Raw genomic sequence first — 26,488 nt, forward strand, 5'->3', positions numbered from 1 at the left:
TCCACATGCTGACTGAGGGTCAGACGGCCGTGCGCCTCGACTACCGCGACCTCCCCGACCTCGACATGCTCATGCTCGATATCTGGAAGGAGCACGACGACGAGACGGGCTACCGCTACGGCGATCCAGTAGACAGCGACGATGATCCCACTCGCTTCGCCGCTCAGCGTGAGCCGGAGTGGCAGTGGGTCAAGATCAGCCCGTGCCACTGTGGCGAGCACGGCTGGCACTGGGACTCGCGATCCGCGGTCGAGTGGCCGAGGCGGCAGCTTGATGCGGGCCTCGTCGAGGGCGAGCCCGACATGCTGATCGACCGCCCGCGCGGAAGGTTCGTCGCGATGGAGTGGTCGCAGTGACCGGATCGAGTGTGCAGGGGCCCGAGCACGGCCCGGATTGGTCCGACTGGGGCATCGACCACCCCGAAGAGGGCCCGTCGTGCCGATGCGGGTTCAACGGGACGCCCGAAGAATGCCAGGCGACCAGATCGAATGGATCGTCGTCGTGAGGGTGTGGTGTTGCGTCCGATGTGGGCGCTGGGGCGTCCGGGGCTTCACGTACGCACCGAACGACGACAAGTCTCGGGTGTGCGCGAATGACGCAGCGTGCGCACGGCGTGCGGCTCCCGGATCGAGTGAACGGGAGTCCGATGGCTGACGTACAGCTCCCCGCCTGGATCACGGTGAAGGTGGCTGCCGCCGTCGTTGGGAAGGCCGAGCGCACCGTGTACCGGTGGATCGACCGTGGCCTCCTCGCCACCGACACGGACGGTGAAGGCCGCACCGTCGTCCCGTCGAAAGCAGTCGGGCGTGTGGCCCTCACCCAGAAGCGCGGGCGGCCCCGCGGCATCCCGACACGCCGCTGAGGTAGACCCGCCGCAAAAAGGTGCAAATGTGTCAAAACAGGCAGGATAAGAACTAGATGGTGGATCACTCCGCCCACGACGAAGCCCCGGCCCACACCACGTGGATACCGGGGCTTCGACACTGCAATCAGGCTTCAATGCCGAGCATCTTCTTCCCCACCTCGATACCCAGCGCCACCCCCGTGCCCGTGATGATCTGACTCGCCATGTTCCGCCAGCCGGTCTTCTCCTCGGGTGTCCGCGCAGACTCCGCAGCCGCCATGAACGCGACTCTCAGTTGCTCAACGGCAGAGACGTAGTCGAACGCGAAACCCGCACTATCGTCGTCCAGCGCGTTCCGGATGGACGCAAGCAACCGGCGAATATACGAAGCAAGCATCGGATCCATAGTCGAGTTCGACGCGAGCAGCGCCTCCGCTTCCCGGACAAGGTCCCGTAGGTCCGGCAGGCGCTCATCGTCTATGTCGAAAACCTTCCCGTCCAGGAACGAGCTGAGAGATTCGATCTGGTCGAGCGTCTCCTCCGTGACGACGTAGTCCGGCGAGCTCACATTCGCCGACCAGCCAACCTGGGGCATAAGGGGCACGCGCATCCACCGCCGCAGGTTGCGCTGATGAACCTTCACTCGCGCATTGTGATCACCCAAGTACCGGAGCTGATCCTCGAGCACATGCATCAGTGCGAACGCAGTCGAAATTTCGTCCAAGGCCAACCCGTCAAGATCCATCAGCGCACCCATCGTCGCGCCGGGACGCTGCGCGACCCGTGATCGCCAGAGGTTAAACAGCGAGTGCAGGTTGTCTGCCGAATTAGCCATGTCCAGATGCTATCTATTCGCTCTCAACCTTCATCCCACAGGGCAAGAGGCCCGCGAAGAGGTGACCCCCAATGGCAGCCAGTGGAACATTCGACGCCGAACGCGCTCGTGACCTGTACGCCGGCGGGCTGTCCTGCAACGCGATCGCGAAGGAGATGGGCTGCTCGCCGTCGACGGTGTCTCGGTGGGCTAAGGGTGAGGGCCTGACCTTCGACCGGTCGCAGACTGCTGCGGCTGTCGCGGCGCACACTGTGGACCTGGCCGCGGGACGTGTTCGTCTGGCTGAGAAGATGCTCGCCGCGTCGGAGGCGATGCTCGACAAGATCGACGAGCCGTACCTGGTGTACAACTTCGGCGGCAAGGACAACGACTACAACTCCCGCGTGCTGGATTCGGCACCGGTGGAGGTGCGTCGGAATATCGTTACGACGGCGGGGATCACGTTCGACAAGCTGACCCGCATCGTGGAGAAGTCGGACACGGGCCTTGATCAGGCCGTCGGCGTGCTGGACACGATCGCCCGCGGCTTCAAGGCTGCGGCTCATCGGCTCCGTGCGGAGACTGAGACGGGGGTCGACGAATGATCCTGTGCTTCCTGGGCCTGCACCGGTGGGTGTGGCAGTTCGTCGGATCGTCGTGGCAGCCTAACGACTACGTTCGCTGCTGCGCGCGCTGTGGCCGTGAACCTCGCTGATCTCGAACGCCTCGTCTCCCGTGCGCAGCTGCTGTCCCTCGTCGACGCGGCGAAGTTCAAGCTGGCCCTGTGGTTCGGTGCTGTCTCCTCCGGGAAGACGGTGATCAGCCTGTGGGCGTTCCTGCTCGCGGTGCGTGTGGCCCCGAAGACGGGGATCATCGTGATCGTCGGTCGGACGATGACGACGGTGTATCAGAACATCTTCGTGCTGTTCCAGAACACGTCGATCTTCGGCACCGTCATCGCGTCGCAGATCGTCTACACGCCCGGCGCTTCCTCGGCCCGCATCCTGGGCCGTGAGGTCATGGTCATCGGTGCGCATAACGCTGAGGCTGTCGGCCGCATCCAGGGTTCGACGGTGGCGCTCGCGTACGTCGACGAGGCCGCGCTCATGCCGGAACCTTTCTGGAACATGCTCGTCTCCCGCCTCCGCGTCGACGGCGCCCGTCTCCTCGCGACGATGAACCCAGCCTCCCGGAACCACTGGATCCGGAAGAACTGGATCGTCCCCGGCGCGGCGAAGAACCTCATCAGCTTCCACTTCACGATGCGCGACAACCCGAACCTCCCGGCGGACTACATCGCCGACATGGAGGCGTCGTTCTCCGGCGTGTTTTACGACCGGATGATCAAGGGCGAGTGGACGAACGCTGAGGGCGCTGTCTACCCGATGTGGGACCCCGCCCGTCACGTCATCCCCTTCGCGGACATGCCGCGGCTGCGGGACGTCATGGGCATCGGGATGGACTACGGCACGACGAACACGACCGCGGCGCTCATGCTCGGCGTGTCCGACGAACCGCGCCCCCGCCTGATCCTGATGGACGAGTGGCGGTACAACCCGAAGGACCACAACGACCTCCGCCTCACCGACGCCGCCCTCTCCGCAAAGTTCCGGGCGTGGCTCCCCCAGGACCACACCCCGTACCCGCTGACCGTGCAGCCGCGGTTCCTGATGCTCGACCCGGCCGCCGCGTCGATGCACATGCAGATGCAGCAGGACCTCCGTGGCACCGGCCTCACCCCGTGGCCGGCGGTGAACGACGTGCTCCCCGGTATCCAGACGATCGCGAACGCCCTCGACGCGGGGCAGCTCGTCGTCACCGACCGGTGCACCGGCTTCACCGAAGAGGTCACGGAGTACCGGTGGGATGCGAAGGCCACCGACGCCGGTGAGGACCAGGTCGTGAAAGAGAACGACCACAGCCTCGACGCGGGCCGGTACATCGCCCATTCGACGACGAACTACTGGAAGCCGCAGCTCGCGGCGTGATGGAGGTGCGCGTGAACCACTTCTGCTACCACGGCAATGCTGGCCCCGTCGATGTGCACCGCTGTCACTGCGGCATCGAGAAGAACCATACGACCGAAGAGTTCAAGACCTGGCACGCCGAACGCGGCATCCCCATCCTCGCCAGCCAGATCGCCTGACCAGTTCCACCCGAAGGGGGTCCCGCATGCCGATCCCCGAGCAGAACACCGCCTGGCCGCCCGCCCCGTGGGATGAGGCGTACAAGGCGTACGCGCTGAACGAGGCATGGCAGCTGGGCGACACCGCGCAGCTGGAGCGTCTCTACTCGTCCGACCGTCAGGCCGCCGCCACGCACACCCACCGCGGGCGGGCCATGCGTGGCGGGCTCGTCGGCGCCGCGTCGAAGATGTTCTGGGGCCGCCCGGTCCCCGCGAACGAGAACCGCACCCGCATCCACGTCCCCGCACCCGCCGACCTCGCGACGCTGTCGTCGGACCTGGTGTTCGCGGAACCTCCGGAGGTGTCCCTCGGCACCGACGGGAACGACACGGCGAAGAAGCGTCTCGACCTCATCGCGAACAGCGAAGCCGCGCACGCCACCTGGAACACCATGGGCGAACTGAAGGCATCGCTCGGCGCGACGGTCATCACCTCCGCGTGGGACGTCGACGTCGCCGATCACGTGTGGCTCGAGGTCGCCGCCGCTGACGTCGTCATCCCCGTCTTCCGGCGCGGCGTCATGGTCGAGTGCACCATGTGGACCGAGTACCGCGAGGGCCGGACGCAGGTCGTCTACCGCCACCTGGAGCACCACGAGGTCGGCGCGATCGAGCACGCCCTGTTCCGTGGCACGGAGACGAACCTCGGCAAGCGGGTCCCGCTGCAGGACCGACCCGAGACCGCCGGTCTCGCCGGGCTCGTGAACGCGGACTCCCGCATCCTCACCGGCATCGACCGCCTCACCTGCTCGTACAACCCAAACATGCCGACCCGCGCGTGGCGGAAGAAGGGCGTGCTCGCGAACACGGGCCGCTCCGATTACGCAGGCCTGCACGGCCTGTTCGATGCGCTCGACGAGACGTTCTCGTCGTGGATGCGTGACCTCCGCCAGGGCGCGGGCCGCATCCTCGTCCCGGACGCGATGCTCGACTACCTCGGCCCCGGTATGGGTGCCGCGTTCGACATGGGCCGCGAGGTCTTCGCCGGTCTCAACTCCCCCGGGAAGCCGGGCGAGCTGATGATCGACAAGGTCCAGTTCGAGATCCGGGTCGAGCAGCACGAGCGCACCGCGTTCGCCCTCTACCGGGAGATTCTCCGCGCCGCCGGCTACTCGCAGTCGGCGTGGGGCGACTACTCCGGCGGCGGGCAGGGCGGCACGCAGACCGCGACGGAGGTCGACGACCGGAACAAAGCGTCGGAACGCACCCGCGACAAGAAAATCCTGTACGACCGCGCCGCGATCAGCCGTCAGGCGTCGGTTGCGCTCGAGCTCGACGGGAAGCTGTTCCCCGGGAAGGGTGGCGGGCGGTTCGAGCAGCCGACCGTGATCTTCCCCGACGTGTCGCAGGAGGACCCGGAGAAGCTCGCACGGACCCTGTCGCTCCTGGATGCTGCCGGGGCGATCAGCCTGTGGGAGAAGGTTGCTCGCGCGAACCCCGACTGGGGTGAGGACGAGATCAAGATCGAGGTCGGCCGCATCCGTGAGGACCGCGGGACCGCGCCGGATCCGGCGACATTCACCGGCGACGACGAGGAAGAAGGGGAAGGTCCCGAGCCAGAATGACCCGGGACCCCCAAACCTAGGCGGGATTCGAACCCGCGACCTCGGACATCGTCAGAGCCGCGCTCTATCCACTGAGCTACTAGGGACCTTCCGCCACCGCTCAACGCGAGGCATGGTGCGAGCTTAGGGGGCGACGGTGGCGCTGTTCAAGCCGGACCCCGACCGCAGCATCGAGGACATCGTCGAGGACCTCGGCCGGGAGATCGCCGTCCGCTTCCGTGACGCGGAGGACGAAGCGATTGCCGAGGTCGCCGCTCGCGCACGCCGCGACATGGACCTCTCCGCCCGCCTGCCCGAAGCGGCGGCCGGCGCGGGGCTCACGGCCGCGGAACGTCGGGAGCAGAACCGCATCCTCGCCGACCTCGCCGCCCAGCGCGCGCGGGCACTGAGCGAGCTGGCTCGCATCGGTGAGCGCCTCGCTGACGGTCTCGCCCCTGGCGACCTCGCGGCGCGCCTCGTCGCGCTCGCGGCGCTCGAGGGGGAAGCTGCCGCCGCCGCGTCTCTCGGGATCGGCAGCAGGGGGCTCCGGCCTGTGCCGTTCACGTCGACCGCTGCTCAGGCTGCGTCGATGGTGGCGGTGTCGCTGGAGAACCGGCTGACGAACCTGCGGGAGCGGATCACCAGGTACCCGCGCGACGCGTACCAGCGCATCGTCGCCATGATGACGCCGTCCACGCTCCTCGGCATCACGACGTCGCAGGTGCAGCAGGCGCGGATCGTGCAACGGTTCCTCGCCGAGGGCATCACCGGCTTCGTCGACCGGTCCGGCCGCCGGTGGACGATCGGCGCGTACGCGGAGATGGCCGGGCGCACCAGCGTCGCCCGCGCGTACAACGACGCCGGTGTGTGGCGGATGCAGCAGAACGGCATCGAGCTCGGCACGATCAGCGGCGGCGCCGACGCGTGCCGGGAGTGCGCACCGTGGATCGGGAAGATCGTGTCGTTCGATGGCACGACAGGAGACGTCGTCCTCCCCCACGCGACCCGCGACGAACCGGTCACCGTGCACATCGACGGGACGCTCGCTCAGGCGCGCGCTGCCGGGTGGGGTCACCCGAACGACCGGTGCAAGGTCAACGCCTATTCCCCCGGCCTCGCGATCCCGCAGCGCGACTTCGAGTACGACAAGCAGGCCGAGCACGAACGCGCCGAGCAGCGCCGCCTCGAGCGGGAGATCCGGTCAGCGAAACGCGACCAGGCCGCCGCGATGACGGACACGGACGCGCGCCGCGCCGCACGTGACGTCGCGAAGGCTCAGGCCGATATGCGCGCGTTCCTGAAGGAGACAGGCCGAAAGAGATCCTCGTACCGCGAGCAGCTTCACTTTTCAGACGGATAGCTCAGGTCGTCGCTGATCGCGCCAGCGGCGCGTTGTCGCCGCCGTATCCATTTTTCTCTAAGCCCCACAGGTAGCCCGAGGAGCATCCCGGCAACGCTCGACCACCCGATCGAGACGTATCCCTGCCATCCGACGAGACCATCCTGGGCGTGTCTGATTCCTGCGTAGCCGAAGCAGAACGCGAGGAAGAGAACGAAGGCGCCGAGCGAGCTCAATAATCCGTACTTGGGTGCTGCGGATCGAAGCGCGTATCGCAGGGCGACGAGATCGCGGGACCTCTCGACGAGTACCTTCGTGCCGCCATCTGGCATGGTTGCGGCGACGCCCGTGAGTCTCTCCGCGCGCTTCAGCGCGTCTGATCTGCTCCCCAGTATCGCGACAGTGAGCGCGGAAATCGCGGCCACGAGAGCGACCCCGAGCGGTATGTACGTCGCCAGAGAGTTCACGTCTTCCAAGCGCTCACCTTCCCTCGTGCCGGAGGACCTCAGCATCTCATGTCACTCGACAGACCCGGGAGGGGCGTCAACGCGGTCCCCGCTGTGAAGCCGCGAAGGACGCTCACGACGCTCTCCTTACAAGCGAGGCGTACCTGCGCCCCTCCCCACCCTCGAGCCGCGGTGCACAGCGGCCCTGGCCCCCGCCCTTGGGGCAAACGTTCCGGCCGGGTCCGGACGCCAGGCAGTCCCGCCCTCTGTCGAACGGGCTCCCCACACTCCGCGGCCGTCGTCGGCCCTGCACTTCGACGGCCGCGGTCCCCTTCACTTCGCTCACCGCAGGGGTGCAGCGAACCCACGAGCAGGAGGCTCACCCATGACCACCACACCCACCACGTACCGGAAGAAGCCGGTCGAGATCCAGGCCATGCACTTCGAGACCGTCCTCGACGGCGCGCTGATCGCCGAATGGGCGGGCGGAAGCAACGAGGCCAGCCCCCACGAGGTGCAGATCAAGACGCTCGAAGGGACGATGACCGCCTCCCTCGGCGACTACGTCATCCGCGGCGTCCAGGGCGAGTTCTACCCGTGCAAGCCCGACATCTTCGCCGCGACGTACGAGGAGGTGACCGCGTGAGCACTCTGACCCGTACCCTCGGCCCGCAGTTCCGCCCCGCGTTCGACCGCCCGTTCCTGCGGTACTTCGACGGCGAGAACGGCGCGCCCGGCGGCACCCCGCCCGCGGCCCCGGCTGAGCCGGCGGCACCCGCGGCCCCGGCCACGCCGCCCGTCCCGACTTCCCCGCCGGCGCAGCCCGCGGCCCCGGCCACGCCCCCGGCGCAGCCCGAGCCGGTGAACTACCGCGGCAACCCGGACGAGTATGTTCGCGAACTTCGCGGCGAGGCGCGCACTCACCGTGAGGCGTTCGAGAAGGAGCAGGGCGAGCACACCGCGACGAAGGCCGAACGCGACGCCGCGATCGCCGAGCGCGACACCCTGGCACGCGAGCGGGCCGTGCTCCTCGCCGCACCCCGCCTCGGCGCGCACGCCGACCTGCTGCTCGATTCCTCGAGCTTCACCACAGCCCTCGCCGCTGTCGACCTGGCCGACCAGGCCGCCGTCGACAAGGCGATCACAGACGCGCTCGAGAGGAACTCGGCGTTCAAGGCAGGACCCACCCTCCCCGGAGCAAGCGGCCCCGGTCACCAGGGCGGTCGGCCGACCCCCACCACCACCCCTACCCTCGACGGCGCCGTGAAGGCGCACTTCGGGGGCTGACTCCACTGAGGAGATGAACCATGCCCGTTACCATCGCCGAGGGTAAGTCCAACGCGACTACCGACCTCGACGTGGCAGTCATCGACGAGTTCCGCAAGCTCGACGCGGTGCTCGACACGATGATCTTCGACGACGCCGTCAACCCCGCCGGCGGCGGCGCCACGCTCGACTACGGCTACCGCCGTCTCGCCACGCAGCGCAACGCGGCCTTCCGCCCGCTGAACACCGAGTACACCCCCGAGCACGTCACCACGGTGAAGGTCGGCGTCACGCTGGCCCCGCTCGGTGGCTCGTTCGAGGTGGACCGCGTCATCGCGAAGATCGGCCCGGCCGCGTCCGGATCCGTCGCGCTGAACCTGTCCCAGGCCATCAAGGCCACCCGCACGAAGTTCCAGGACGCCGTCATCAACGGTGACACCGCCGTCGATGCGAACGGCTTCGACGGTCTCGACAAGGCCCTCACCGGCTCCACCACGGAGACCGGCGTCGGCGTCGTGACCGACTGGTCCGACTTCGACACCAACCCCCGCGCCGAGCACCGCGCGCTCGACAAGATCGACGAGTTCCTCGGCCTGCTCGACGGCGCTCCGACCGTCATCCTCGGAAACTCGTCGGCGCTCGCTCGCGTTCGTGCCGCCGCTCGCCGCGCCGGCCAGTACACGAAGGACCCCGTCGAGGGGCTCATCGGCGCCAACGGCCGCCCGATCGAGCGCGAGACGTACGGCGGCGTCATCTTCGCCGACCCGGGCAACAAGCCCGGCACGAACAACCCGATCATCCCGATCCGTTCGGCGACGGTCGGCGGCTCCGCGCAGACCGGTCTCACCGACCTGTACGCGTACCGTGTCGGCCTCGACGGCTTCCACGGAGTGTCCATCGTCGGCGGCCAGCTCGTGCAGACCTGGATGCCGGACTTCTCGTCGGCCGGCGCCGTCAAGAAGGGCGAGGTCGAGCTCGGCCCGATCGCCGTCGCCCTCAAGGCCACCAAGGCAGCCGCCGTGCTGCGCAACGTGAAGGTGCGGTGATCCACATGGCGAAGAAGACCATCGAGACGCCCGTCGAGGGATTCGACGGCATCGTCGCGGGCGTGCGGTTCGTCGACGGCAAGGGCTCCACGGACGACGAGGGCGCGATCGCGTACTTCGAGCGTCAGGGGTACAAGGTCAGCGGCCACGTGGACGACGAGGTCCAGCGGGAGTTCCCCCTCGGCGACCCGTCCGACAAGTGGACGAAGCCGCAGCTCCTCGCGTTCGCGAAGGCGAACGGCATCCAGATCGAAGCCGACGTGAAGACGAAGGACGACATCTGGGCGGCGATCAAGCCCGGCGGCACCCCCTACAAGGGCGTCACCACCTCCGACGGGAAGGCGCTCGTCAACGACAGCACCGACCCGAAGGACGACGAGATCAAGGACCGGGGAGACCTCCCGGTCAAGTAACCGTCACCGCTCCCCGCACGGCGCGCACACGCTCCGCCGTGTGGGGAGCACCACGACACGTAGCTCAGATGGAAGAGCCACGGTGCGCAGGTTCGAGTCCTGCCGTGTCGACCACCCAGAGGAGGCATCATGCGCATCATCCACCCCCAGGCTGTCGCCGGCCGCCAGACGCAGTTCGACGTCGAGTTCATCGACGGTGTCGCGACGGTCGAGGCGCTGCACCCCGAGCGGGAGCTCGCGCTCCGCCAGCACGGGTTCCGCTTCGAGGAGGACCCTGAGGTCGTCGCGCCCTATCACGGTGGTCTCGGCGAGCCGATCGTCGACCTGACCACCATGACGATCGCGCAGCTGCGCGAGATCGCCGAGATGGACGGCATCGACCTCCCGTCTAAGGCGAAGCACGCGGAGATCGTCGAGATCCTGTCGCACGTCCCGGCGAAGCCCATCCCGGGCAGCGTCGAGAGCGGTGACGGGTCGCTGGTCGGTCCCGCCGTCGGCGAGTTCGCCACGGTCGAGCTGCCCGACGGCACCGTACTCGGCGACGGCACCAGCATCGTCACCCTGAGCGCCACGGAGGACTGAGATGCCGCAGCGCGTGTTCGCCACCCCCTCGGACTACCGCGAGTACGCCGAGGAGGACTACGCGGACGAGACGCTGCTCACGAAGCGGCTGCGGTCCGCGTCCGTCGAGGTGGAGAAGCTGATCCGCGGCGCCGTGTACGACGTCGACGAAGACGGCTACCCCACCGACGCTGACACCGCCGAGGACCTCGCCGAGGCGACGTGCGCGATCGTCGAGCACTGGGCCGACACCGACGACCCCCGCGGCATCGACGCAGTCCAGGGGGCCGTGAAGATCGGCTCCGTGTCTCTCGGAACGACGTCGTCCGGCTCGGACAACCTGACCGCCAGTGAGAAGCTCGCGCGCCGCATCGGCGACAAGGCCGTCGACATCCTCACGACCGCGGGTCTCATCGGCTCATCCATCGCTCACACGTAGGAGGTCGCCGTGGCCCGACTGCGGAAGAAGCACCTCCCCCACCGTGTCGCCGTGCAGCCGTTCGACGGTGACGGCGCCGAGGGCGACATCTGGGGCGACGAGCGCACGGACCGGCCCGCGTACGTCGAGCAGAAAACCCGCCTCCGCGTCGACCGCCGCTCCACCTCCCCCACCTCGGGCCAGGAGATCACCTCGACCACGTTCGTCGTGATGCTGCCCGACGACGACACTGCACCCCGATCCCGCGTGACCGTCTGGGCAGGCACCCCGCGCGAGCGCACCGCCGAGGTCATCGACACCGCGTTCTTCGACTACCGCGGCACCCCGTCCCACGTGGAGCTGTACCTCGAGTAGGGAGCACCCATGGCCGTCCGCGTGCAGGTGACGATGACGAACCGCCTCGGCGAGCTGACCGACGAGATCGCCGCGCGCCTCATCTCCGGGGAGAACAAGGCCGCCGAGCGCGGCCTCACTCTCTCCCGCCAGATGGTGCCCTTCGACACCGGGAACCTTTCCGGGTCCGGAACCGTCGAGCCCGCCGTCACCGCCGAAGAAGGCGCGGGCATCGTCTACGACACCCCGTACGCGGCCCGCCTCCACGAGCACCCGGAGTACGACTTCTCGAAGGACTCGAACCCGAACGCTCAGGGCAAGTGGCTGGAGAACGCCGTCGTGCAGAACAAGAAGGAGCTCGGCGACATCATCCGGAACGAGGTGCAGGGTGGCTGACGCCCCAGAGATGGTCCTAAACCGCGCGCTCGCTCAGCTGCTCCATGCTTCCGGTCTCGCGGTGTACCAGCCGACCGGCAAGGCCTCCGAGCTCGGCATCCGCCTCGACGGCGTCATGCCGACCAGCATCAACGAGTTCACGCTCCTCACCCCGCTCCGCCCCGTCCCCGAGGGCCGCGCGGATATGGTCTGGCGCACCCAGATCTACACCCGACGCAAGGGCGGCGTCGCCGCCGCGCGCGCCTGGGGCGCCGACCTCCGCGCCGTGCTCGACCAGAAGGAGTACGTCCCGAACGTGCTCGGCATCGGCTGGGCGTGGGAGTTCTCCGCCACCGACTTCGACCCCGACTCGCAGGGACGCGCAGCCGTCGCCGCGACCTACTACTTCCGCGGCCGCCGGCCGTAGGAACCCCCGCCGGAAGCGCCGGCACACCACCCACGAAGGAGGCGGCCATGGCCGACACCACCCTCTACGACACGATGGCGCCCTCCGCGGGGTCCGTCGCGCTCGCGCACCAGCGCCTGATCCGCATGCGGCAGAACGGCGTGTTCCAGAACATCACGGGCGACATCAACAACCTCGCCCTCAACCCGACGAAGATCAGCGTCCCCCGCGAGGTGTACGGCCAGAAGGGCCGCACCCGCGAGGACATCATCGGCTACAACTACGCCCCCACCTTCGACGTCGAGGTCGTCCGCGACCCCGTTACGAAGCAGATCGTCGCCGCTCAGGCGTGGTTCAAGGACCTCGTGAGCGCCGCGTTCTCCGAGGGCGAGGCGAACAAGCGCGAGTTCCAGCTGTTCACTGACGCGCTCGACGAGGACATGCCCGTCGTGCAGGGCAAGTTCTCCGTCGCGTACGCCGAGGGGAACACTGGCTTCGCCGACAAGGGCATCGTCCGCATCACCCTGCAGTCCGACGGCATCGTCCCGCGCATCACGTCCCCGATCGCGGGCAACGGGTCGCCGATCCTCGAGTCCGCCACCCCCGCCGGTCTCGCTCCCGGCGACCTGCTCAAGGTCCGCGGGTACAAGCTCGGCACGGTCGTCAGCGCGACGATCGACGGACAGACGGTCACGAAGATCCTCAAGGTCGACGAGTACACCGTCGCCCTGCTGATCCCGGCGACCGTGTCGGGCTCCGCGCCGATCACCGTCACCAACGACGCCGGCGTGTCCAACACGCTGCCGTACACCGCGGCGTAAGTCAGGGAGGGCAGGGACTCCATGACTGTGCACGCCGAGAAGGTCGGCCGCGACCTTCACCTCACGTTCGACGGCATCGACCAGCCGTTCATAATCCACCCGCTTCCCGGCCGCGCCGGGGTGCAGATCACCGACACCTACCTCGCCGTCTCCGCCGGGCAACAGAACCGCGCTCAGGAGATGACCGAGGCGCTGCAGATCGCCGCTGACGGTGGGCGTCAGAATGCCATCACCGGCCGGTGGGAGCCGCGCCCGGACGCGGAGCAGGTGAACTTCAACCGCATCGGTCTCGAGCTCTCGCAGGACGAGGCCGAGTCGATCCTCATGCCCGCGTTCTTCTGGCAGACCGTGCTCGGCCTCGACGGCGTGAAGGTGTACATCGAGGGCGGTGAGGGTCTCGCGGGCACCCTAAAAGCAACGGGGGCGCTGTCCCGGCGTTTGGGTCTCTTGGCCCCGCGGACATCGCCCGCGGCATCCGCGACGGCCTGATCATCGGCGTCGGCAGGCCCGACGCGAACGGGATCTACCCCGAGCTGATCTACACCCCCGAGTGGCAGGCGCAGCGCGCCGCGTCCGCCGCACGGCACACCCGCACCGACGACGGCCCCGGTCTGACGACCTCCGAATTCTGGGGGCTCGTCTGGCCGGAGCTGTTCGGCGAGGTGGAACTCGATCTCGCCACCGCGGGGCTCGTCACCGACTTCGACAGGGCGCTCGACACGCGTCCCTGGCACACCGTCCGCGGCGCGATCTACCGCCTCCCCGACATCGACACGACCTGGGTCGGGAAGGCGGTTCGGGATGAGCTACGACGCCGGCGCGCTGATCTTCAAGATCCAGACGGCGGGGGCGCAGACCTTCCAGTCGGACATGTCGTCGGCGGACCAGGCGATCGAGAAAGTCGGCCGGACATCCGCTGAGGCCACCCCCAAGGTCGAGCGCACCGGCGACGCCGTCGACAAGACCGGCAAGAAGGCGAAGGACGCGAAGGCGCCCCTCGACGAGCAGGCGAAGTCAACGAAGGGCGTCGGCGACGAGTCCGAGACCGCGTCGAAGAAGCAGCAGAAGCAGGCCCAGTCGACCGAGGAGCAGATCGCGGCAGCCCGGGAGCTGTCGAAGGTCCTCCTGGTCGCTGGTGCCGCCACCGCCGCCGTGGTGGCGCTGTCGGTGGCGAAGTACGCCGAGTTCGACAAGGCCATGTCGCAGACGGGCGCCGCCACCATGGCCACCGCTGCCGAGCAGAAGGAGCTCGGCGAGGCCGCGCTGAAGGCCGGCGCCGACACCGCCTACTCGGCGTCCGAAGCCGCCGCCGCGGAGGAGGAGCTCGCCAAGGCGGGCCAGTCCGTCTCCGACATCGTCGGCGGCTCCCTTAACGGCGCGCTCGCTCTCGCCGCCGCGGGGCAGCTGCAGGTCGCCCGGTCTGCCGAGATCATGGCGACCACGCTCACCCAGTTCCGTCTCCCGGCATCCGAGGCCGCCCATGTCTCCGACGTCCTCGCGGCTGGAGCCGGCAAGGCGCAGGGGTCGGTCGACGACCTCGCGCTCGCGCTGAGCTACGTCGGACCCCTCGCTGGGTCCGTGGGTCTCTCCCTCAACGAGACCGCCGGGACGATCGCCTACTTCGCGACGCAGGGCATCATCGGCGAGAAGGCCGGCACCTCCCTCCGCGGTGTGCTCGCCAGCCTCCAAGCACCGTCCGCGGCCGCAGAGAAGGAGCTCGCGAAGTACAACATCAGCGTCTTCGACGCGCAGGGCAACATGCTCTCCCTCGCGGGCATCGCCGACCAGCTGCAGAGCAAGCTCGGCGGCCTCACCGAGCAGGAGCGTCTCGCCGCGCTCGGCCGGATCTTCGGCAACGAGTCCCTCAACGCCGCGACGCTGCTCTACGAAGGCGGCTCCGCCAAGATCACCGAGTGGACCGACGCGGTCGACGACTCTGGGTACGCCGCCGAGCAGGCCGCCATGCGGCAAGATAACCTCGCCGGCGACATCGAGAAGCTGGGCGGGGCATTCGACACCGCCCTGATCCGCACCGGGTCCGGCGCGAATGACGTACTCCGACAGATGGTGCAGATCGCGACCCTGCTGGTCGACAGCTACGGCGAGATGCCCGCGCCGGTGCAGACCACCGCGCTCGTGCTCGGCGTCGCCGCCGCCGCGACGCTGCTGTTCGCGGGCGGCGCCGTGCAGGTGCGCGCCCGCCTGATCGAGCTGCAGACCGAGTTCGCCAAGACCAACGCCAGCATGCGCACCACCGCGCTCGTCGGCGCGGGTGCGGCGCTCGCGCTCACTGGCATCGTCACCGTCATCGCGCTCGTCGTCGCCCGACAGGCGGAGATGAACGCGGGTGCGGCCGAGTTCGCGGACACCCTCGACGACGTGACCGGAGCGGCCACCGAGAACACGCGCGCCATGATCGCGAAGAAGCTGGCCGACGCCGACGTCTTCGAGCAGGCCACGAAGATCGGCATCAGCCAGAAGGAGCTCACCGACGCCCTCTACGAGGGTGGCGACGCTGCGCAGTCGGTCGTCGAACGGTTCAAGTCAGCAAGCGCCGCGACAGGCGGATTCGACATCGGCCTGTCCAACGCGAGCCAGGCCGTCCGCGACATGAGCACCCAGCTCGACGACTCGAAGACCCGTCACGACGACGTCAAGGCCGCCACCGAGGGATCGACGGCCGCGACAGGGGCGGGCACGGAGGTCACGAAGACTGCGGCCGCCGCATACCTCGAGGCGTCCGAGGGTGTCCGCTCCCTGGAGGACGAGCTCAGCAGCCTCATCGACACCATCAATGAGGCGAACGGCGTGGGCCAGGACGCGGTCAGCGCGAATATCGACTACCGGGACGCTCTCTCGAAGGTCGACGAGACCATCCAGAAGGCCCGCGAGGGCCAGGAGGGCTATTCGCTCTCTCTGGACCAGGGCACCCAGGTCGGCCGTGACAACCTCGGCATGCTGAACGACCTGGCAGCCTCGTCGCAGAACGCAGCCGACAAGCAGTTCGCGCTCGATGGCAACACGCAGAGCTATCGGGCCTCGCTCGAGGCTGGCCGGCAGGCGCTCATCCAGCGGGCGCAGGACCTCGGGTACAACGCCGACGAAGCTGCGTCCCTGGCGGATCAGATCTACCGGATCCCCTCCGAGACGGAGTGGGAGGTCATCGCGCAGACCTCCGGCGCACGGCGTGAGCTGGAGGGATTCTTCACGTCGTACAACGGGCGTCGGATCAACGTGACCGTCGACGCCACCGGCGGGCAGACCTACCAGATCGCTGGGACGACGGTGAAGTACAACGCCGACGGCGGGAAGGTCGAGTTCTACGCGGACGGCGGCCGACGCGGCGAGAACCACGTCGCGCAGTTCGCTCGCGCCGGCACCTACCGGGTGTGGGCCGAGGACGAGACCGGCGGCGAGTGGTACCTGCCCAACTCCCCCGCCAAGCGCGACCGGTCCCTCGTCATCGCCCAACAGATGCTCAACGAGTGGGGCTTCGAGATGGTGCCGAAGGGCGCTTCCTCGGGTGCCGCTGTGGGCACTTCGTCCGCTGCACCCTCGCTGGACGGCATGGTCATCACGGGCACCCTCCAGATCGGCGGCGACGGTCTCGGCCGCATCATCGACGGGCGCATCCACCAGGCGCGCTCCGAATCCAGCCGCAACCTGACCAGTGGGGAGTCCTCACGGTGATCGCAACCCTCGTCGCTCGCACCGACTTCGCCCCCGTCCCGCGAGTCGAGTTCCGTCTCGACCCGCTCGACGTGGTCGACGGCGGAGCGTCCGCCGCGGCCGGAACGAACGTGATCAGCGGGGGCACGCCCGCAAGCACGGGCAGCGAGGTCAACGGTGGCGCGGCATCCCTCGTCGCTGTCGACGTGCCCACCGGCACGGAAACCGTCACGCTGTGGCGTCTCGACGCCGACCGAGACCGGAAGATCCAGGGGGCGGTCAACCGCCCCCTCGGGTCGACGGTCTCGATCCTCGACTACGCCGCCCCGCCGAACGCCTCATGCACGTACGAGATCGAGTTCGAGAACGCGTCCGGCCCGATCGGTCGCGCCACGGTCGGGACCACGTTCCTCCCCTGGCATGCCCCCTCGGAGTACGTGCTCATCCAGAACCCGCTCAACCCGAACCTCAACGCGCTCGTGAAGAACATGGCGGGCTCGTGGCCGTCGATCCAGCGCACCGTCCCCGGTGTCGACATCGTCACCGAGGGTGAGGACCTGCCCATCTTCGTCGGCGCCGGTCCCCTCAGCGGCATCCAGGACCTCGCGGTCGACTTCCTCGCCGAGACGCGCGAGACCGCCGGGAAGGTCTGGGCGACACTCGGCACCCGACAGAACCCGCAGATCAAGGTGTGGCTGATCCGCTCCCCCAACCCCGGCGTACTGCCCGCGGTGTTCTACGGCCGAGTGTCCGCGCCCCAGGAAATCGACGAGACCGTCAGCGAGTCGACCGCGACCCGCGTGTCTCGGTTCCGCGCGACGCTGACGGAGACCCGACAGCCCGCACCGGCGTTGCTCGCACCATCGCTCCGATACTCCGACCTCGCGGCAGCCCTCGGTGGCAGCTACACCAGCATCGCGCGGGCGCTGCCGAGGTACAGCCAGTGGGCATCTGCATGGGAATACGCCGGCGCCGCCGGGTGAGGAGGCCCCCGTGAGGCAGGTGTCCGACCGCACAGCGCAGGCCCTCGCCGACGGCGGGTACGACGTGCAGTGGGTCTTCGACCTCATATACGACGGCGACCGTCGACTCCCCAACGTCGAGATCGAGCGGGCGCCGGCGCTCACCTGGGACGGCACACGGTTCGTCGTCGCGACGGGCACCTCCCGCGTGGTGTGGACCGACGACCACGCGAGGTCGCTCATCCCGCACGATATCGGTGACTGGTTCTCCCCGTTCGGCGCCGAGATGCAAGTCGACTGCCTGATCGGCGGAGGTGTGTTCACTGAGCGCATCCCGCAGGGTCGGCTGGTCATCACCGACGTCCCGGACGCTGTCGAGGCGCGCATGCTCTGGGAGGGACGCCTCATCCACCCCGGTGAAGCGTTCACCGTCGAGCTCAAGGACCCTCTCGTGAGAGTGCAGCGCGACGACTTCCCCTTTCCCACGACGCCGGCGACGTCCTCGACGTGGGCCGAAGTGCAAGCCATCACCGGGCTACCCGTCATCCGCAATGTGCCGGATGCCGCGGTCCCGACGATCGCGTACGAAGGGTCGCGCGAGGACGCGGTGAAAGCGCTGTTCGACCGGATCGACGCGTGGCCGCACGTCGATTCTTCGGGCGCGCTCACTGCTCGGCCGAAGGCGTGGCCGGACCCCGTCGGCTCGCTGCGGAACGTTCTGTCCGCGCCGTCCTCGATGACGTCGACCTACACCTACAACCGCGTCGTCGTCGTCGGGAAATCGCCCACCGGGGATCCTCTCTACGGCGTGCGAGAGATCACGGCAGGGTTCCTCCGTGTCCGCAACCACGACGGCTCGCAGTCGCCCTACGGCGGCGCCACCTACCGGTACGCGTCGGAGATGCTCACCACCCAAGAACAGGTCGACGCGTACGCCGCGGAGCTGCTCCCCCGCGTCGCCCGCGTCCGCTCCGTGACCCGCCAGGTGACGGTCGCGTTCACCCCGCTCATCGAGGTCGGCGATGTCCTCACCTTCGCCGACACCGGACGCTTCGGTGGCGACCCCGTCCGCGTTCAGCGCGTCGTGCCCGGGGACGGGGTGACGTCGCTCATGGTGGAGGTGCCCGATGCTGGATGACGCCGCGGTCCGCCTCCTCCTTGGCAAGAAGAGCCGCGTCACCACCTACGTCGGCCGGTACGTCGGCAACGAAGGCATGACGGCGCTCGTCGACCTCGGCGCCGAACGCATCCACGTCCCCTTCCTCACGAGCATCGTTCCCGAGGTGAACGAAGCCGTGCACGTCTGGTCAATCGACGGGTCACTCTTCCTGGTGGGCACGACTGCGCCGAAGCCCGGCATGGGAATCGTCGTCACCGCCGTCGGCGCGGACCAGGTGAGGGTCACGACCGACTTCGGCGACTTCGTCATGCCGTACGGACCCCCGACGGAACCCCCGGTGTCCGGGGACACCGTCGCGGTGATCTGGCCGGGACCGTCCTGCGTGAAGCTGTCCACGTCCCCCGAGCCTGTCCTCCCGCCGCCCCCGCCAGACGGTGGCGGCGGCTCCTCACCGCAGGTGCACACGCAGGTCTTCCGCGCCGTCGACGCTGGGTCCACGGACCGAGGTTCCACCCGCTGGTGGACAGACCGCCCGTACGCCTCGAACTCCACCTTCGGCGCCTGGTTCTACGGCAGCCAGATCAAGGACACCATCCCCGCCGGCGCCGAGTTCGTGAGCCTCGAGATCTACATCGCCTACCAGCAGCGGCAGGGCGATGCGCCACGCTTCGCTCTCCACGACCAGCGCGGAAAAGCCGGTGTGCCCGGGTTCTGGGGCTACACCGAGTGGGCTCCTGCAGGCGGCGACTTCCGCACGCCGCCGGACCCGGCGGGCTGGTTCCACGCCCTCAAAGCGGGCGGTGACCGCTGGGGCGTCGGGCTGAACCAGGGCGGCTACAACATCTTTCGTTCGCTCGCGCAGGACGGTCAGTCCGGCGCACTCAAAATCACATGGAGGTCCTGATATGGGCTGGGTCGAAAACGCCGACGGGACTGTCACCATCACAGACGACGCGGCCAGCGGCGGCGGCCCCGCCGAGGACATGCAGAAAATCCACGACGTCGCCGTGCGCCTCGGTGGCCTCCTCAAGGGCACGCGCCAGGCGCGTGAGAACCTCACCGCCTCACAGACCCGGAACGGGTGGGTCTACGTCGAGACGGACACCGGTGGTGTCTACGAGCGCATCAGCGGCGAGTGGCGGCTCATCGCGGGCGGGAACCGGCTCACCACGTACCGCAGCAACACAGCGTTGCCCGGCGTCGTGACTCCCCTCATCCGCACGGGCTTCGCGTCGGGACGCACCGAGCCCGGCGGTCAGCTGATCCACAACTTCGCGGAAGCGTTCCCGTCAGCCTGCATCGGCGTCGTGCTGATGATCGACAACCAGTCGAACTTCGCCCCGACGGCGGGCGCTTACCCGTACCTCATCGCCACGACCGTGACTCGACAGGGTTTCCAGTCGTTCTGGCCGGACCGAGCCAACACGGAAGTGGCGACAGCCTTCATCGCCTACGGCTACTGAACGGAGAGCACCGTGACCATCGACAGCATTCCCGGCCGCGACCAGATCGTCGAGATCCTCAAGGCCGAAGGTGCCCCACCGCACATCGTGCTCGACATCGGCGGCAGCGCCGACCTGAACGGCGACGGCCTCGTCCGCGCGTTCCTCGACGAGCACGGCGAGCTGCAGATCGAGGACGTGTGACATGGGCTACTCATTCCCCGGTCAGCGCGTCGACCTCGGCGGCGGCCGCGGCTGGCTCGACCGCCCCCATGCCGATTCCATCTTCCGCATCGACCGTGAGATCGGGCACCTCCTGCAGATCACGGAGGCCGGGCGCACCTGGGACGAGCAGAACGCCCACTTCCAGACCTACCTCCGAGTCGGATACCCGATAGCCCTGAGCCCGGACACGCCCAGCGTGCACCAGGAGGGCGGCGCGATCGACTCCAACGAGGCGCAGCAGATGCAGACGCGCATGGAAGACCACGGGTGGCGGCGCACCGTCTACCGGTGGGTCAACGGCGTCTGGACCCTCGTCGAGCGCTGGCACTACGAGCGGTTCGCGCACCTCGACAACCACCGCAACGACCCGGCGCTCGCCGGCGGGAACGCCACACCCATCTCCGAGGAGGACGACATGTTCGACGACCAGGCCAGGCAGGACGCGAAGGACCGCCACGCGGAACTCATGACGGCGCTCGAGAAGGTGCACCGCGCCGCAGCGCCGTACAAGATCATCTCGTGGGGCACCGGGCTGATCGCAGTCAACCCGATGAACGGAAAGTTCTGGATCCTGCCCGCCGGCTACTCCGAGCTGCTGCAGGGCCTCGGCTACACGGGCGGGAGCGCGTTCCGCGCCGACGACGCGCAGCTCGGGTTCGCAACGGGGTTCCTGCCCGCCACCATCGGCGACACAGTCGAGGTTGGCGGGGACGGCTTCACCGACGCCGACCTTGAGGCCATCAAGACGGCCATCGCTCAGGCGCAGGTGGCGGTCACGCCCGAGCAGCTGCAGACCCTCCTCGACACGGTCGGCGCCGCGGCGCGCGACGGTGGCGAGGAAGGTGCGAAGAAGGCGCTGCAGGAGCTCACGTTCGTCGTCACGGCGTCCTGATGGTCGCCGTCCGTGTGAAGCGGGCCTGGGAGTCGATCACCGAGCCCCGCCACCTCAAGCTGACCTACTTCGTGCTGTACGGGGTGGCGCTGATGACGGGCTTCGCGACTCTCCTGCGCCCGCCGCAGTCCATCGAGGGTGCTCTCGGGACGCCGCTCACGGCAGCGTGGGCGGCGTTCGTCATCATGGGAGCCTTCGGGGGCCTGCTGACGGTGTTCCCGGGGTGGTGGTTCGCTGAGCGCCTGTCGATCGTCATGATCTGGGTGGGCGCGGCGATCTACTTCATCGTCGTCCTGTCGTTGCACCTCTCGCAGTCCGGGTCTCGCCTCACGCAGATGGGGTGGATCGCGCTCGGCGCGGGCCTGTTCTTCGTTCGCTGGTTGCTCATCAGGAAGTACACCTTCGAGCCCCGGGGGTGACGTGGATACCGCACAACTGCTGACCCTGCTTCTCACCTCGTCCGTCGTCGGCGGAGTGCTCACCAAGTCCATCGACTGGATCCGGGACGCCCGGGCCGGTCACATGGAACGCCGGCGCGCTGAGGTCGACAAGGCCATCGGGGAGCGCGACCGCGCCCGCGCCGACCGCGACCAGGCGCTGCTCGACCTCGCCGCCGAGAAGGCCGCACGAGCGGCCGACGTGGGCTGGTGGGAACGGTGGGCTCGCATCCTCGAGGAAGCCCTCGCGCTCGCGCGCCGACGCTTCATCGACGCGCCGTGCACCGACCCCGACGAGCTCGAGCCCTACCCGCCGCGGCCCAGCCGCGACAAACCCTGACCCCGGCACCGTGTCGGGGTCTTCGTCTTGAAAGGACACCCCCGCATGAACACTCCCGAGATCTGGTTCAAGGGCCAGCGAGTCCTCCGCACGATCGTGCAGGCGCTCGTCATCCTCGTGCCCATCGTGAACGGTGTCGGCCTCGCCGGCGCCGCGTACCTGCGTGAGCAGACCGACGTGGTCATCCCCCCGTCCGTCTTCCTCGTGCTGAACGCGATCGTCGCTGTCACCGCCCTGCTCATGGGTCTGTCGGCGCGCGTCATGGCGGTCCCCGGTGTGAACGACATCCTCACCCGCGTCGGCCTCGGTTCGGTGCCGAAGTCGCGCGTCCAGGACGGCGCCGCGCTGCCCGACCCCAAGGTCTCGACCCGCGCCGAGTTCCAGGCCGCGCTCGACGACCGCGACGACTCCGGCCAGTGACCCATGACGGGCAGGGCGGGCGAGCGCGTGACGCCGCTCATGCGCCAGATGCACGTGTTCTTTGTCCTCGCGGACATCGACCTCGCCCTGCTCGTCGTCCTCATCCACTGCCTCGTCTGGCGGTCCTTATGATCGCCGGCGCTGGCGCCCTCACCATCTACTTCTCTCCCCGCCGCGGTCGCACCCGCACTGTCCGAACGGAGTAGCCGCATGGCTCTTGCTCAGATCATCCTCCGTCGCGGCACGGCCGCCGAGTGGGCCACCTCTAACCCGGTCCTCGCCGCAGGTGAGTTCGGTTACGACACGACCGCGAAGCGGGCGAAGGTCGGCGACGGGGCCGCAGCTTGGACTGCGCTCTCGTGGGTGACGATGAGCGCCGCTGACGTCGCTCGCCTGGAATCCGCGGCAGAGGCTCTGAACGGAGCCACAGCTCCGACGGACGCCGCGATGGCGAGCGTGCAGGCGAATCCCGCGTCTGCGTTCGTGCAGGCGCAGCGGCTTACGATCAGCGGCATCGTCGCCCCGGACTTCCAGCGCCTCGAGCGCAACCTCGAAGGCGTCCCCCTGACCGTCTACGGCGATTCGCAGGCGAAGAACCCCAGCCAGGGCGCGGACACCGGCACCCAGTTCTCTGATCGGCTGAACGGACGCCAGCGGTTCCGCAACTACGACAACCGCGGCGTCGCCGGCACCACCATGGGGGAGATCGCGTCAGCAGTCGTGTCGTCGTGGTCGGCGAACTCGCGCGGGCTGGTGCTGGTGTGCTCCGGGATCGGCAACACGTCCACCCAGTATGGTGCCGACGGGCAGGCGTCCGCGGCGCGCGCGTTCCGCACGATCATGGCCGTGCTGTCGTCGCGGGCACGGTTCCCGTTCTCGTCGACGACGTTCGCGTTCGACGGGTCGTGGTCCGCGGGCGCGTCCGGGGTCGCCAACGCCGTCTTCGACTTCGGCGTGAACGGCGACACCGCCTACCTGCTCGTCAACACCTCCACCGGCTCCGGCGGGGTGCTCGAGATCCGCGACGGCAGCCGCCTCATCACCACCATCGACACGGGCAGCCACAAGGCGGTCTTCCCCGGGGCGTACAAACTCAGCGGACTAGGGTCCGGCGATCACATCCTCCGCGGCAAGCTGATCTCCGGATCGGTCACGGTCGTCGGCCTCGTCATCCCCTCAGCGACACCCGCACAGATCGCGTGGGTGACCGTCGAACCGTCCCGATCCAACGTCGCCCAACGGCAGACGTACGTCGACGCATGCGCTGCAGTCCTGACCGACTTCCCCACCGTGGTGCGCATCACCCCGGCATCGGACTGGAACCCGCTGCAGCACATCAGCGACGAGGACGGTCTGCACCTCAACGATCGCGGCAACGCCTACATGGCCGACCGCATCGAGACGGTCCTCGCGAGCACCCTCGACTTCTCGCAGGGCCTCAACCGGCTCACCCGGACCACCGCCGCCGCCGCGTACACGGGGCCGATCCCGAACCCGCTCATCGTGGTCACGACGTACTCGGGTGACAGCTTCGACCGCCCTAACGGGGTACTCGGTAACAGCGAGGTCGGGAACAAGGCGTGGACGCTGTCGACCGCTTCGTCGGTGTCGATCGTCGACAACGCGGCGGAGTGGGCCACCGCGTCCGCCACGGCGGGTACCATCGCGTACGTCGATGACGGGCAGGGCGGCGGCAAGTTCACCGCGGAGGGCATCAACGCCCAGTCGTTCGGCCTATTCGCCTGTGGTGACGCGTCGCTGAACGGGTACTACTTCTTCCACAGCAACAACAACGGCTGGCGCATCGGTATCCGCACCTCTTCGGGCTTCACTGCTCTCGCGACGGCAGGGTCCACCACGCCTCCTTCGAGCGCCGTGACCATCGCGCTCGTGAGAGGAGCGAACGGGGCACTCTCGGGCTTCGTCGACGGAACGCCCGTCGTAAGCGCGACCGACACGACCTACAGCGGCACCCGACACGGCATCATTTCACTCGTGGCCGGACGCCGAATCACCGCCTGGCGCCACACCGATCAATAATCCATCGGAGGCTCTAGCTGCGTGTGAACTCTGAACGCATGTACCGCCCTCGGCGAGCCTTATCGGGCTCGTCGGGGGCGGTTTCGTCGTTCCTAGGCGCCGCGGCGTAAGCGGCCACGATGCCCGCGACCGGGAAATACAGGAACGGGTCGATGAGCTGGTTCGACACCCACCCACCTAGCAGCCAGACAACGACGCCCACCGCGAGGTAGACCGTCAGACCATGCTCAAAGCCGCGCGCCTTCCACGCGTCCCGGATGCTCAGCACCCAGTAGCTGCCGACAGCGAGGAACAGCAGAAGACCACCCGCGGCGAGGAGCTGGAGGTAGATGTTATGAGCGAGGAGCACATACTCGATGCCGAGTCCGTGCAGCGGTGAGTGCTGAAAATCGAGGAGCGCCTGGGCGGCGAGGGCGGCGCGCCCCTCGTCGCTCTGCACAGCATTGGTGCTCGTGAATCGGAAGAGCTCGGACGTCTGCTCGATGATCGAAGGGGCGAGCACGAGTGCGTAGACCACGACCGCAGTGATGAGGCCGAGGAGCCAGGGGATGACGCGACGGCTTCGTGTGGCGAAGAGCAGCACGAGCAGGATGCCGACGATGACACCGGCTTGAGCGGCACGCGATCCAGAGAAGATCGCACCGGCGGAAGTGATCGCAACGAGCAGTAGTCCGAGCCAGCGGCGGCGACCCATGATCCAGAGTGCTGCAGGGGCGGCGATGGCGCAGCTGATTCCGAGGCTGTTGGGGTGAAAGCTGAGACCTGCGCCGCGGCTGAGTCCGTTCTCGAAGCCGAGGAGAGTGAGGGAGATATTCGTGATACCGGCGAAGTCGAGGACGGCGACGAGCCCACTCACCGCTGCGCCGACGACCCATGCCGAGATGACGCGGGGTACCCACGCGGGTCGCCGGCGGGCCGCGTGAGCCAGCACAGCCGGGAGGATCGTCATCGCGAGCAGCCACTGACCGGCGCGGACCCACGGGTTGATGGTGGTGACGTCGAGGGCGGTCACATACTCGAATCGACCCAGCAAATAGGACGGGTCGACGGGAACGACCGCGTGCACGCCCAGCACGATTGCAACGGCCAGCGCGGGGAGCCAGATCCACGCCCGGGTGCGTCCTGGTGCACGTGCAGCGAGCGAGTCGAAGGCGATCAGGATGGCGGCTAAGACGAGGAATAGGACGCCGGGGCGGTTCCCGGCGATGCTGAGTGCGTTCCACGGTGACGTGAGCGCGGCGGCCATGAGGAGCACGCCCCCGACGTCCGTCAATGTCCACTTGCCGGGTCTTATTGTCGTGGCGACATTCGCGCCGGGAGGGATCAAGCGCGACCGGCCCATTGTCGACTGGTACCCGTAGCTGTTCCCCATGCGCCCGATTGTATGTGACCGATCAGTCGATTCATTCCGACTCCTGATAGCACCACCCAGAACGAAGAAGCCCCCGGCTCCCCTGTTCATGACGAGCGGATTGCCGGGGCGTTTCGTCGTTCACCGGGTGCGCAGTATCTCCCGCAGCGGCCGCGGCCATCTCGCCCGACCACTCGATCACCGAGGCCGGGTCGTAGCGTCCGTGCACGTCAGGGAGCGGACCGACACCGGACTCGTTCCAGGCGCGAAGAGTGGAGCGGCGGACGCCGAGGTGGCATGCTGCTGCGCGGGCGGTGAGATGTTTGCTGGTCATCATGGTGACGACGCTAGGAGGCGTGGCATACACGCCACCGCTATCCGTCTCGGACTTCACCCGGCCCCTCACCCCGCGGGCGTCGGCGGCACGTACGCGGGCCCGAAGCCGGTCGTCCCGTGCGCGGGCGCAGAGCGCTTCTCTCGACCCGTCGGCGCCCACTCCTCGGCGCCCGGGACGCTCTCGATGATCGCGGCCACCAGCACTGCGGTGTGCTCATCGTCGTAGTAACCCGCCCACCGGCCTACCTCGAACGCGAGCACGTCGCCCCGGTCGCCAGCCACATCGAACAGCTCGGCGATGACGGGCGCCGGGTCGGTCGTGTACCTGTTGCGCGAGCAGATCGTCGACAAGTGGATGCCGAGCGCGACGTCGGGGTGCAGCGGACGGGACATGCGGCGAGGGTACGCTCCACCACCGACAA

Annotated in this window: 34 protein-coding genes and 1 tRNA gene; 31 read left to right on the forward strand and 4 right to left on the reverse strand. The window is 68.3% G+C overall.

Going from position 1 to position 26,488, the window contains the following annotated elements; translation table 11 throughout:
- Nucleotides 1–5: 5 nt before the first annotated feature.
- Entirely contained in the window at nucleotides 6–356 is a 351-nt protein-coding gene (locus ACTJJP_RS06775) for a hypothetical protein (protein WP_440774260.1), read from the forward strand.
- Nucleotides 357–646: 290 nt separating this feature from the next.
- On the forward strand, nucleotides 647–862 hold the full coding sequence (locus ACTJJP_RS06780; protein ID WP_440774261.1) for a helix-turn-helix domain-containing protein: 216 nt from the start codon (nucleotides 647–649) through the stop codon (nucleotides 860–862).
- 127 nt (nucleotides 863–989) lie between these two features.
- Here ACTJJP_RS06780 and ACTJJP_RS06785 read toward each other — a convergent pair whose 3' ends face one another.
- Nucleotides 990–1,679, reverse strand: a complete 690-nt coding sequence (locus ACTJJP_RS06785) for a hypothetical protein (protein ID WP_440774262.1) — start codon at nucleotides 1,677–1,679, stop codon at nucleotides 990–992.
- Nucleotides 1,680–1,750: 71 nt separating this feature from the next.
- Between ACTJJP_RS06785 and ACTJJP_RS06790 the strand changes: the two genes are divergently transcribed.
- The 5 genes from ACTJJP_RS06790 (at nucleotide 1,751) to ACTJJP_RS06810 (ending at nucleotide 6,747) form a co-directional block, all read left to right on the forward strand.
- Nucleotides 1,751–2,263, forward strand: coding sequence for a helix-turn-helix domain-containing protein (locus ACTJJP_RS06790; protein ID WP_440774263.1), 513 nt, complete (start codon nucleotides 1,751–1,753; stop codon nucleotides 2,261–2,263).
- A gap of 96 nt (nucleotides 2,264–2,359) precedes the next feature.
- Nucleotides 2,360–3,646, forward strand: a complete 1,287-nt coding sequence (locus ACTJJP_RS06795; protein WP_440774264.1) for a PBSX family phage terminase large subunit — start codon at nucleotides 2,360–2,362, stop codon at nucleotides 3,644–3,646.
- Between the two features lie 11 nt (nucleotides 3,647–3,657).
- Nucleotides 3,658–3,804 carry a hypothetical protein gene (locus tag ACTJJP_RS06800; RefSeq protein ID WP_440774265.1) on the forward strand — a complete coding sequence of 49 codons (147 nt, stop codon included), beginning with the start codon at nucleotides 3,658–3,660 and terminating at the stop codon, nucleotides 3,802–3,804.
- Nucleotides 3,805–3,830: 26 nt separating this feature from the next.
- The gene (locus tag ACTJJP_RS06805) at nucleotides 3,831–5,408 is read left to right on the forward strand and encodes a hypothetical protein (protein ID WP_440774266.1); all 1,578 of its coding nucleotides are present in this window, start codon (nucleotides 3,831–3,833) and stop codon (nucleotides 5,406–5,408) included.
- A 136-nt stretch (nucleotides 5,409–5,544) separates the two neighbouring features.
- Complete coding sequence (locus tag ACTJJP_RS06810; protein ID WP_440774267.1) at nucleotides 5,545–6,747, forward strand: phage minor capsid protein; 1,203 nt, start codon at nucleotides 5,545–5,547, stop codon at nucleotides 6,745–6,747.
- Here ACTJJP_RS06810 and ACTJJP_RS06815 read toward each other — a convergent pair.
- The gene (locus ACTJJP_RS06815) at nucleotides 6,729–7,202 is read right to left on the reverse strand and encodes a hypothetical protein (protein ID WP_440774268.1); all 474 of its coding nucleotides are present in this window, start codon (nucleotides 7,200–7,202) and stop codon (nucleotides 6,729–6,731) included. The two genes, ACTJJP_RS06810 and ACTJJP_RS06815, sit on opposite strands and share 19 nt — an antisense overlap.
- A gap of 355 nt (nucleotides 7,203–7,557) precedes the next feature.
- Here ACTJJP_RS06815 and ACTJJP_RS06820 point away from each other — a divergent pair, with 355 nt between their 5' ends.
- From ACTJJP_RS06820 to ACTJJP_RS06935, 24 genes are all read left to right on the forward strand, one after another.
- Complete coding sequence (locus tag ACTJJP_RS06820) at nucleotides 7,558–7,818, forward strand: hypothetical protein (RefSeq protein WP_440774269.1); 261 nt, start codon at nucleotides 7,558–7,560, stop codon at nucleotides 7,816–7,818.
- Nucleotides 7,815–8,459, forward strand: coding sequence for a hypothetical protein (locus tag ACTJJP_RS06825; protein ID WP_440774270.1), 645 nt, complete (start codon nucleotides 7,815–7,817; stop codon nucleotides 8,457–8,459). The genes ACTJJP_RS06820 and ACTJJP_RS06825 overlap by 4 nt, the downstream gene beginning before the upstream one ends.
- Nucleotides 8,460–8,479: 20 nt before the next feature.
- On the forward strand, nucleotides 8,480–9,484 hold the full coding sequence (locus ACTJJP_RS06830; protein ID WP_440774271.1) for a major capsid protein: 1,005 nt from the start codon (nucleotides 8,480–8,482) through the stop codon (nucleotides 9,482–9,484).
- 5 nt (nucleotides 9,485–9,489) lie between these two features.
- On the forward strand, nucleotides 9,490–9,897 hold the full coding sequence (locus ACTJJP_RS06835) for a hypothetical protein (protein WP_440774272.1): 408 nt from the start codon (nucleotides 9,490–9,492) through the stop codon (nucleotides 9,895–9,897).
- Between the two features lie 53 nt (nucleotides 9,898–9,950).
- Nucleotides 9,951–10,011: transfer RNA gene (locus ACTJJP_RS06840), tRNA-OTHER, on the forward strand.
- A 15-nt stretch (nucleotides 10,012–10,026) separates the two neighbouring features.
- The gene (locus tag ACTJJP_RS06845) at nucleotides 10,027–10,479 is read left to right on the forward strand and encodes a hypothetical protein (RefSeq protein WP_440774273.1); all 453 of its coding nucleotides are present in this window, start codon (nucleotides 10,027–10,029) and stop codon (nucleotides 10,477–10,479) included.
- A 1-nt stretch (nucleotide 10,480) separates the two neighbouring features.
- Entirely contained in the window at nucleotides 10,481–10,897 is a 417-nt protein-coding gene (locus ACTJJP_RS06850) for a hypothetical protein (RefSeq protein WP_440774274.1), read from the forward strand.
- Between the two features lie 9 nt (nucleotides 10,898–10,906).
- On the forward strand, nucleotides 10,907–11,251 hold the full coding sequence (locus ACTJJP_RS06855) for a hypothetical protein (RefSeq protein WP_440774275.1): 345 nt from the start codon (nucleotides 10,907–10,909) through the stop codon (nucleotides 11,249–11,251).
- Nucleotides 11,252–11,260: 9 nt separating this feature from the next.
- Nucleotides 11,261–11,626, forward strand: a complete 366-nt coding sequence (locus ACTJJP_RS06860; protein WP_440774276.1) for a hypothetical protein — start codon at nucleotides 11,261–11,263, stop codon at nucleotides 11,624–11,626.
- Nucleotides 11,619–12,032: a hypothetical protein gene (locus ACTJJP_RS06865; protein ID WP_440774277.1), complete on the forward strand. Its 414-nt coding sequence runs from the start codon at nucleotides 11,619–11,621 to the stop codon at nucleotides 12,030–12,032. The genes ACTJJP_RS06860 and ACTJJP_RS06865 overlap by 8 nt, the downstream gene beginning before the upstream one ends.
- 47 nt (nucleotides 12,033–12,079) lie before the next feature.
- The gene (locus ACTJJP_RS06870; RefSeq protein WP_440774278.1) at nucleotides 12,080–12,832 is read left to right on the forward strand and encodes an IPT/TIG domain-containing protein; all 753 of its coding nucleotides are present in this window, start codon (nucleotides 12,080–12,082) and stop codon (nucleotides 12,830–12,832) included.
- Between the two features lie 21 nt (nucleotides 12,833–12,853).
- Complete coding sequence (locus ACTJJP_RS06875) at nucleotides 12,854–13,321, forward strand: hypothetical protein (protein ID WP_440774279.1); 468 nt, start codon at nucleotides 12,854–12,856, stop codon at nucleotides 13,319–13,321.
- Nucleotides 13,322–13,633: 312 nt separating this feature from the next.
- On the forward strand, nucleotides 13,634–16,522 hold the full coding sequence (locus ACTJJP_RS06880; protein ID WP_440774280.1) for a phage tail tape measure protein: 2,889 nt from the start codon (nucleotides 13,634–13,636) through the stop codon (nucleotides 16,520–16,522).
- Entirely contained in the window at nucleotides 16,519–17,484 is a 966-nt protein-coding gene (locus ACTJJP_RS06885) for a hypothetical protein (RefSeq protein ID WP_440774281.1), read from the forward strand. The genes ACTJJP_RS06880 and ACTJJP_RS06885 overlap by 4 nt, the downstream gene beginning before the upstream one ends.
- 10 nt (nucleotides 17,485–17,494) lie before the next feature.
- Nucleotides 17,495–18,601 carry a hypothetical protein gene (locus tag ACTJJP_RS06890; RefSeq protein WP_440774282.1) on the forward strand — a complete coding sequence of 369 codons (1,107 nt, stop codon included), beginning with the start codon at nucleotides 17,495–17,497 and terminating at the stop codon, nucleotides 18,599–18,601.
- On the forward strand, nucleotides 18,591–19,487 hold the full coding sequence (locus ACTJJP_RS06895) for a hypothetical protein (protein ID WP_440774283.1): 897 nt from the start codon (nucleotides 18,591–18,593) through the stop codon (nucleotides 19,485–19,487). Before ACTJJP_RS06890 ends, ACTJJP_RS06895 begins: the two co-directional genes overlap by 11 nt.
- A 1-nt stretch (nucleotide 19,488) precedes the next feature.
- A complete protein-coding gene (locus tag ACTJJP_RS06900) occupies nucleotides 19,489–20,046 on the forward strand; it encodes a hypothetical protein (RefSeq protein WP_440774284.1) in 558 nt (185 codons plus the stop codon).
- Between the two features lie 12 nt (nucleotides 20,047–20,058).
- Complete coding sequence (locus ACTJJP_RS06905; protein WP_440774285.1) at nucleotides 20,059–20,229, forward strand: hypothetical protein; 171 nt, start codon at nucleotides 20,059–20,061, stop codon at nucleotides 20,227–20,229.
- Between the two features lies 1 nt (nucleotide 20,230).
- Nucleotides 20,231–21,142 carry a hypothetical protein gene (locus ACTJJP_RS06910; protein WP_440774286.1) on the forward strand — a complete coding sequence of 304 codons (912 nt, stop codon included), beginning with the start codon at nucleotides 20,231–20,233 and terminating at the stop codon, nucleotides 21,140–21,142.
- Nucleotides 21,142–21,561 carry a hypothetical protein gene (locus ACTJJP_RS06915; protein WP_440774287.1) on the forward strand — a complete coding sequence of 140 codons (420 nt, stop codon included), beginning with the start codon at nucleotides 21,142–21,144 and terminating at the stop codon, nucleotides 21,559–21,561. Before ACTJJP_RS06910 ends, ACTJJP_RS06915 begins: the two co-directional genes overlap by 1 nt.
- Before the next feature lies 1 nt (nucleotide 21,562).
- The gene (locus ACTJJP_RS06920) at nucleotides 21,563–21,919 is read left to right on the forward strand and encodes a hypothetical protein (protein ID WP_440774288.1); all 357 of its coding nucleotides are present in this window, start codon (nucleotides 21,563–21,565) and stop codon (nucleotides 21,917–21,919) included.
- A gap of 45 nt (nucleotides 21,920–21,964) precedes the next feature.
- Complete coding sequence (locus tag ACTJJP_RS06925; protein WP_440774289.1) at nucleotides 21,965–22,339, forward strand: hypothetical protein; 375 nt, start codon at nucleotides 21,965–21,967, stop codon at nucleotides 22,337–22,339.
- A gap of 3 nt (nucleotides 22,340–22,342) precedes the next feature.
- A complete protein-coding gene (locus tag ACTJJP_RS06930) occupies nucleotides 22,343–22,471 on the forward strand; it encodes a hypothetical protein (protein WP_440774290.1) in 129 nt (42 codons plus the stop codon).
- Nucleotides 22,472–22,549: 78 nt separating this feature from the next.
- Entirely contained in the window at nucleotides 22,550–24,379 is a 1,830-nt protein-coding gene (locus ACTJJP_RS06935; protein WP_440774291.1) for a hypothetical protein, read from the forward strand.
- Between the two features lie 13 nt (nucleotides 24,380–24,392).
- On the opposite strand, the gene ACTJJP_RS06940 is transcribed toward ACTJJP_RS06935, so the two are convergent.
- Both ACTJJP_RS06940 and ACTJJP_RS06945 read right to left on the reverse strand, forming a co-directional pair.
- A complete protein-coding gene (locus ACTJJP_RS06940; protein ID WP_440774292.1) occupies nucleotides 24,393–25,751 on the reverse strand; it encodes an O-antigen ligase family protein in 1,359 nt (452 codons plus the stop codon).
- A 381-nt stretch (nucleotides 25,752–26,132) separates the two neighbouring features.
- Nucleotides 26,133–26,459, reverse strand: a complete 327-nt coding sequence (locus ACTJJP_RS06945) for a hypothetical protein (protein WP_440774293.1) — start codon at nucleotides 26,457–26,459, stop codon at nucleotides 26,133–26,135.
- Nucleotides 26,460–26,488: the final 29 nt, after the last annotated feature.

It is taken from the genome of Microbacterium sp. 22296 (genome assembly GCF_052045385.1).
Taxonomy (GTDB): Bacteria; Actinomycetota; Actinomycetes; order Actinomycetales; family Microbacteriaceae; genus Microbacterium.